The sequence below is a fragment of the Gillisella vitis genome (assembly GCF_001541345.2).
GTDB classification, from domain to species: domain Bacteria; phylum Pseudomonadota; class Alphaproteobacteria; order Rhizobiales; family Rhizobiaceae; genus Allorhizobium; species Allorhizobium vitis.
This window is the reverse complement of sequence record NZ_LMVL02000021.1, coordinates 1-2720: the sequence shown is the minus strand read 5'-3', so window position 1 is coordinate 2720 and position 2720 is coordinate 1. Positions and strand designations below refer to the sequence as shown.

General features: G+C 60.7%; 3 protein-coding genes. All 3 read left to right on the top strand.

The annotated features are described in order from the left end of the window. The first annotated feature begins 90 nt into the window (after positions 1-90). Complete coding sequence (tnpA, locus tag ASB66_RS25985) at positions 91-555, top strand: IS66-like element accessory protein TnpA (protein ID WP_081088899.1); 465 nt, start codon at positions 91-93, stop codon at positions 553-555. Further along, entirely contained in the window at positions 552-905 is a 354-nt protein-coding gene (tnpB, locus tag ASB66_RS25980) for an IS66 family insertion sequence element accessory protein TnpB (protein ID WP_060716442.1), read from the top strand. The genes tnpA and tnpB overlap by 4 nt, the downstream gene beginning before the upstream one ends. Before the next feature lie 64 nt (positions 906-969). After that, positions 970-2622: an IS66 family transposase gene (tnpC, locus tag ASB66_RS25975; RefSeq protein ID WP_060716441.1), complete on the top strand. Its 1653-nt coding sequence runs from the start codon at positions 970-972 to the stop codon at positions 2620-2622. Positions 2623-2720 lie beyond the last annotated feature (98 nt).

The following is a 2720-nucleotide window of genomic DNA, read 5'->3' as shown; positions in this document are numbered from 1 at the left end:
GTATGCGCCGCCTCCATCCCATTGATTCCGCGTGTTTGTGAACATTGAGGTTTGTGCCAGAAGGTTTTCGGCAAGAGCTGGAGATTTGGCATGGCGGATGGTGAGGGATTTGTCGGGCGATGCGAAGTTGTCGAGCCTCGTCGTGGAAACCGGCGATGGCCCAATGATCTGAAGGCGCGGATTGTAGCGGAAAGCCTTCAGCCCGGTGCGCGGGTTGTTGATGTTGCGCTGACTTATGATCTTGCTGCGCATCAGCTTTCGGACTGGCGACGGCAGGCGCGTCAGGGTCTTCTGGCGTTGCCTGCCGAACTGATGCCATCCATGCCGGCCGTGCCTTGCGACAATAGCGGCTCACTCGAGCCAGCCTTTGTGCCCCTGGCGATTACGACGGAGCCGCAGGAGGCTGCCGATGTATCGCCAGTTCCGGAGCCGGTCGCGGCCCCTTCGGGGATCGTGACTATAGAAATAGATGCAGACCTCGTTGTGAGGGTTCCCGGCGACGTGCCGGTTGGTCGGGTTGCAGCCTTGGTGCGGGCGATGCGAGGGACTGTATGATCGTCGCGGGCCAACGATTACCGATCCTGATCGCGACGCGGCCGGTGGACTTTCGCTGTGGTCATCAGGCGCTGGCATTGATGGTGCAGACCGAGTTGAAGCTTGATCCGCATTCCGGGGTCACCGTGATCTTCCGGTCGAAGCGCGGGGATCGCCTAAAAATCCTGGTATGGGATGGCACCGGAATGGTGCTGATCTACAAGGTTCTGGAGCAGGGCAATTTTGCCTGGCCGAAGGTGCAGGATGGAACGATGCGTCTTTCTCGGGCTCAATACGAAGCCTTGTTCGAAGGTCTCGACTGGCGACGAGTTATGGCGCAGCGGGTAACGGCGCCGAGTGCGGCAGGATGACTCACCGGCTTGATTTTAGCATTGTTTTATTGGGCTTTTCTGCTTCGGTTTGCTATGAAGACATATGTCGCAGCCGATCGATCTCAGCCAGTTCCCGGACCTTCCTGTCGAGGTATTGAACGCCTTTGCGGCGGTGCAGTTCGAGCTGTCGGTTGAGCGCGCGGCCCGTCAGCATGAGCAGGCGGTGGTGGCCGAAAAGGACGCCTTCATCACCGCGCTGAAGGAATTGATCGAGAAGCTGGAGAGCCAGGTTCAGGACTATCGCCGCACGAAGTTCGGGCCAAAATCGGAAAAGCTCGATCCGGCGCAGATGGAACTGGCACTGGAAGATCTGGAGACCGCGATTGCCGAAACGCAGGCGCAGATCGCCTTCGTCGAGGAAAAGATCGCGGCCAGCGGACCCGATCCCGAAAAGGCCGCCCCTCGCAAAGCGCGCAAGGCACGCGCGCTGCCCCAGAGCCTACCGCGCGTCGAACAAGTGATCGAGCCCGATAGCATTGCCTGTCCCTGTGGTTGCGGCAACATGGTCCGGATCGGCGAAGACCGGACGGAACGGCTCGATCAAATTCCTGCGCGCTATCAGGTGATCGTGACAATTCGCCCGAAATACGCTTGCCCGAAGGGCCGCACGGGCGTGGTGCAGGCGAAGGCGCCGGCGCATTTGCTGGAAGGTAGCTGGCCGACCGAAGCCCTATTGGCGCAGATTGCCGTGTCCAAACATTCCGAACATATGCCGCTGAACCGGCAGGCGGCTGTCATGGCCCGACACGGAGTGCCGATCGACCGCACGGTCCTGGCGGATTGGATGGGGCGGACGGGCGCTGCGATCGCGCCGGTGGTAGACCATATGGCCAAACGCCTGATGTCGGAAAGCACGCGACTGTATGTCGACGAGACTACGGCCCCGGTGTTGGATCCGGGGCGCGGCAAGACGAAAACCGGTTATCTCTGGGCTATTCTGCGCGACGACCGCGGCTGGAACGGATCTGCGCCGCCGGGCGTGGTGTTCCATTATCGGCCCGGACGTAACGGCGAATATGCCGCAGAAATCCTCGATGGCTTCAACGGCACGATCCAGGTCGATGCCTATGGCGGCTACTCCCACCTCGCCACGCCAAAACGCACGGGCGGCGATCCGTTGAGTCTGGCCTTCTGCTGGGCACACGGCCGCAGAAAGCTGATCAAGGCCAAGCCAAAGAAGGGCTCGCCCATCGTTGACGAGGCGCTGTTGCGTATCGCCGCTCTCTACAAGATCGAAGACAGCATCCGAGGTTGTGATCCTGAACATCGCCGGGCTGTCCGCCAGAACCTGTCCCGCCCTCTGGTGGACGAGTTCTTCACATGGCTGACAGCTCAGGCCGCGCGCGTCTCGCGCAAGTCCGACCTCGGCAAGGCCATGGCTTATATGCTCAAACGTCAGGACGGCTTCCGGCTGTTCCTGGACGACGGCCGCGTCGACATCGACTCCAACCTCGTCGAAAACGCGATCCGTAGCCCGGCCATGAACCGCCGCAATGCTCTCTTTGCCGGCCATGATGAAGGCGGCCGTAATTGGGCCCGTTTCGCCAGCCTGATTGGCACATGCAAGATGAACGGTGTTGAACCATACGCCTACCTGCGCGATCTCTTCATCAGTCTCGCAAATGGCCACCTCGCCAAAGACATCGACGCCCTCATGCCCTGGGCCTATGCGCAACGGATCAGCGCCTCACAATGAGCTCGTCCGGGACTCCCCGACGTGCTCATAGGACCATCTCCAAGCGCTAGACCCGACCTTTGCAACAGGGAAATCAATGGGACGGAGACGCCGCATAC

Bases quoted from the DNA above. Each gene is read 5' to 3' on its own strand.
- tnpA (WP_081088899.1), top strand. From the start codon at position 91: ATGGCGGATGGTGAGGGATTTGTCGGGCGATGCGAAGTTGTCGAGCCT.
- tnpB (WP_060716442.1), top strand. From the start codon at position 552: ATGATCGTCGCGGGCCAACGATTACCGATCCTGATCGCGACGCGGCCG.
- tnpC (WP_060716441.1), top strand. From the start codon at position 970: ATGTCGCAGCCGATCGATCTCAGCCAGTTCCCGGACCTTCCTGTCGAG.